General features: G+C 64.4%; 1 protein-coding gene. It reads right to left on the bottom strand.

The genetic code is table 11. The features are described 5' to 3' along the window. Window positions 1-175 precede the first annotated feature (175 nt). Window positions 176-4462 carry a DEAD/DEAH box helicase gene (locus D8U60_RS25920; protein WP_130901282.1) on the bottom strand — a complete coding sequence of 1429 codons (4287 nt, stop codon included), beginning with the start codon at window positions 4460-4462 and terminating at the stop codon, window positions 176-178. Window positions 4463-4479 lie beyond the last annotated feature (17 nt).

Below are 4479 nucleotides of genomic sequence, written 5' to 3'. Positions count from 1 at the left end.
GGAGGAGGGGGCGGTGGTTGCGGGTGAAGTGCCGCAGGAGTCGCGGACCTGATCTGATTTATGCGTTGCATGCCCCGGCCTCATCGCGGGCAAGCCCGCTCCCACATTGGTTTTGTATACGCCGCAGAACCCTGTGGGAGCGGGCTTGCCCGCGATGAGGCCAGAACAGAAACCCTCAATTGCGGATGAGTTTCCTGCCTATCTGCTCAACGACTACCTGATCCAGCTCTACCCAAACCTGCTGCTTGCCGGCAATCACCGCCGCCACCGGCACGCCATCGCGATACACCAGCCGATTGCTCACCAGCGCCGGCACTTTCACCCCGGGCAACAACGTCCCGGCGAGATTCAGCGGATCAACCCCAGACACCGCCACCAGGCTGCCGTCCTGCGGGCGTCGGCGTACTTCGCGCAGCAAGGGAATGGCTTCGGGCAAGGCAAACTGCTCGCCAGCCAGACCACTGACAAACCGCCCGCCACGAATCTCGCCCCGCGCTTCCAGACGATGAAAGGTGCGCAGCAATTCCCGCCAGCTCGGCAACCAGTCCGCTTCGCGTTCCAGCAGACGCCAGAACACCACGCCGTAGCGGCGCAGCAGGGTCATGGCGACATGTTCGAGTGTCTCGGCGGCATCGGCTGACGAACCCCGGCGCAGCAATGCCCAGCGCCCGGCATCGTCCATGCCGCCGATAAACGCCCCGCGTCGGCGTCGACTGCTGCGCTGCTGGCGCTTGCTTGCAGGAGTGATTAGCGCACGCAAGCCGGCGAAGCTGTCGGCGTTCACCAAACCTGCGGCGACCAGTTCCTGCAAGGCGATTTCCAGTTCGCTGCGCAACAGGCGCGCTTCATGAATCAACTCATCAAAAAACAGCGCGCCATGCTGACTCAGCGCCTCGAAGACTTTCTGTGTTTTCGGCGATAACTCACTCACTGGCGTCTGTTCCGCCAATGCACTCCACAAACCCACCTGGCTACGCGGCAGCAGCACAATCGGTGTACTGCGCAATGCCGAGCCGCTGACCTTCTGCCGCGCATTGATGCGCGTCCACACCAGTTTGCCGTTGCGGCACAGTTCATCCAGCCAGCTCGGCGAATAGTCCTTGAGGCGTGCCGGCAGGATGTCGCTGTCCCACGCCGAAGCTGCCGCCGGGTAGCCTTCGAACTGGCCGACAATCGCCGGCAGCACCGCACTGCCCTGACCTTGGGTGGCCGGCGTCAGATGCTGCCAGTCGAACAGAAAACGCATGAAGTCCTGCAATGCCACCGGTTCGATTTCCCGGCGCAGGCGCTTGACTGTGTAGCGATGGATGCGCGCCAGCAGATGGCGTTCGCACCATTCTTCAATCGCGCTGTTCGGCGTGAACTGGCCGCGCAAGATGTAACCCTCACGCTCCAGTTGCGCGAGGGCCTGATTGACTTGCGCGGCTGGCAGCGCGAGCGGCTCGGCAATGGCCGGCAACGGGATTGGCCCAAAGGCGCCGAGGCGGGCGCGGATCACTTCGACCAACGCCTCATCGAATGCCCACGTGTCGTCGAATCCGGGCAGCGCGACTGCTGCGCTTGCCAACGTCGCCTGTGGATAAAGTGCTTGCAGGCAACTCAAGCGTTCGCGGGCCAGCCATAACTGATGCTCGGCGTCGATCCGCAACAGGCAGGCGCGGCCGCTGGCCATCAGCGTTTGCAGCCAGTCCGGCCAACCCGCGTTGGCGCGGGCTTCGGCGTCGCTGATGCAGGCAAGGCTCATTAGCGCTTCATGCATCTCATCCAGGGAGTTGGGCGACGGCCAGGCTTCTTCGCGCACTGCGGTGATCGCATCGGCATCGAGCGCGCCGAGATCATCGGTCGACTGCGGATCGCTCCAGCGTCGATTGATCACCGCTTGCGTGCGGCGTTCCTCCAGCGGCGCGTCGTCGAGAAACGTGTACGGCCGGGCGCTGAGGATTTCTGCCGCCAGTGGCGACGGAGCAGGCAGATCACGGGCGATCAGGCGCACCTCGCCACGCTCCATGCGCCGCAGCAGGGTCAGCCAGCCTTCGCTGTCCATCGCTTCGTGCAGGCAATCGTCGAGGGTCTGTTCCACCAGCGGATGTTCGGGGACTTCGCGCTCGCCGGCGAGGTTTTCCAGGCAGGCGATCTGGTCGGGGAAGACGCTGGCGATGAGGTCTTCGCTTTTCATCCGTTGCAGTTGCGGAGCGACTTTGCGTCCGCCGGTGAAGCGCGGCAACGCCAGCGCCACTCCGGCATTCCAGCGCCAGCGCACGCCGAACAACGGCGCATCAAGCACCGCTTGAATGAGCGTGTGTTCAGCGCTGTTGCTGTGCAGGTAACGCCAGACCTCGTCGAGCTCGAAGCTGTGGCTGGTGGACAGCGACAGCACGATCGCGTCTTCGCTGGCGGCGGCCTGCAACTCGAAGTTGAAGGTGCGGCAGAAACGCTTGCGCAGGGCCAGGCCCCAGGCGCGGTTGATGCGGCTGCCGAACGGCGTGTGAATGATCAGTTGGGTGCCGCCGGACTCGTCGAAAAACCGCTCCATCAACAGCGTGTCCTGCGAGGGCAGGGCGCCGAGGGTTTGCCGTGCGCGCGCCAGATATTCGACCAATTGCTCGGCGCTGGCGAGGTTGAGGCCGAGTGTGGTGGTCAGCCAGTCGAGCGCCGGTTGCAGATTGCCGGGGCTGGCGCTGAGCAGCTCATCCAGCTGCGCTTGCAGGCGCGCGACGGCCGCCGACAGTTCATCACTGCGCCCCGGCGCTTCGCCGAGCCAGAACGGAATGGTCGGCGGCATGCCCTGCGCATCCTCGACCCGCACTTTGCCGCTTTCCACCCGCAGGATGCGGTACGAGGTATTGCCGAGCTGGAACACGTCGCCGGCGATACTTTCCACGGCGAAATCTTCGTTGACGCTGCCGATGTTCAAGCCCTGGGGTTCTAGCAATACGCTGTAGTCGGCGTTGTCCGGGATGGTGCCGCCACTGGTCACGGCGGTCAGTTGCGCGCCACGCCGGCCACGCAAGGTGCGACTGACGGCATCGCGGTGCAGGTAGGCGCTGCGGATGCCCTGGCGGCCGTTGTAACCCTCGGCGAGCATGCTCAGCAGGGCCTGATAGTGTTTTTCGTCGAGATCGCGATACGGCCACGCTCGGCGGAACATCGCCAGCAACGCGTCCTCCGACCATTCCTGGCAACTGACCTCGGCAATGATCTGCTGCGCCAGCACGTCCAGCGGCTTTTCCGGAATGTGCAGCGTATCGAGCTCGCCCCGGCGCACGCAGTCGAGCAGGGCGGCGCACTCGATCAGGTCATCGCGGGTGGTGGCGAACAAACGACCCTTGGGCGTGCCGCCGACCTGATGTCCGGAACGGCCAACCCTTTGCAGAAACGCAGCAATCGAACGCGGTGAACTGATCTGGCAGACCAGGTCGACTTCACCGATATCGATGCCCAGTTCCAGCGACGCGGTGGCGATCAGTACCTGCAACTCGCCGCGCTTGAGCCGTTGTTCGGCGTCGAGGCGAAACTCCTTGGCCAGGCTGCCGTGGTGCGCCGCTACGGCCTGCTTGCCGAGGCGCTCGCTCAGATGCCGGCTGAGGCGCTCGGCAAGGCGTCGGGTGTTGACGAAAATCAGTGTGGTGCGGTGCTCGCGGGCGAGTTCGGCGAGGCGCTCGTACACCAGTTCCCAGACATCATTGGCCATCACCGCCGACAGCGGCACCGGCGGCACTTCGATACCCAGATCCCGAGGGCGGGCGTGGCCAATGTCGACGATTTCGCAGGGGCGATCGTGACCGACCAGGAATTGCGCCACGGCTTCTACCGGTTTCTGCGTGGCGGACAGGCCGATGCGGGTCAGCGGTTCGGCGCACAACGCTTGCAGTCGTTCAAGGCTCAAGGACAGATGACTGCCGCGCTTGCCGGCGGCCATCGCGTGGATTTCGTCGATGATCACCGTGCGCGTGGTGCCGAGCATCCTGCGCCCGGATTCCGAGCCAAGCAGCACGTACAGCGATTCCGGCGTGGTGACCAGAATGTGCGGCGCGCTCTTGCGCATGGCGGCGCGGTCTTTCTGCGGCGTGTCGCCAGTGCGTACGGCGGTGGTGATGGTCAGCTCCGGCAGGCCCATTTCGCGCAATTGCGCAGTGATGCCAGCGAGCGGGTTCTGCAGATTGATCTGAATGTCGTTGGACAGTGCCTTCAGCGGTGAGACATAGACCACCAGGGTTTCGGCGGGCAGACCATCGGGCTGTTCCAGACCTCGATGGACAAGCTCATCAAGCACGGCGAGGAACGCGGTCAGGGTTTTCCCCGAGCCAGTGGGCGCGGCGATCAGCGTCGACCGGCGCTGGCGAATCAACGGCCACGCACGGGCCTGAGCGGCGGTGACCGCCGGGAAAGTCTTGTTGAACCAGGCACTGACGGCGGGGTGAAAACCGGCCAGCGCACTGTTGGCGGGGAGGGGCAGATTCATGACTGAAGTTATGCGGG

Origin of the sequence: Pseudomonas sp. Sample_11, assembly GCF_004307505.1 — a bacterium.
GTDB lineage: Bacteria > Pseudomonadota > Gammaproteobacteria > Pseudomonadales > Pseudomonadaceae > Aquipseudomonas > Aquipseudomonas atacamensis.
The sequence above is the reverse complement of the archived record's forward strand: the minus strand, read 5'-3'. Positions and strand labels throughout refer to the sequence as shown.

What these genes read in the sequence shown, in the direction of transcription:
- D8U60_RS25920 (WP_130901282.1), bottom strand. Translation starts at nt 4,462, where the DNA reads ATGAATCTGCCCCTCCCCGCCAACAGTGCGCTGGCCGGTTTTCACCCC.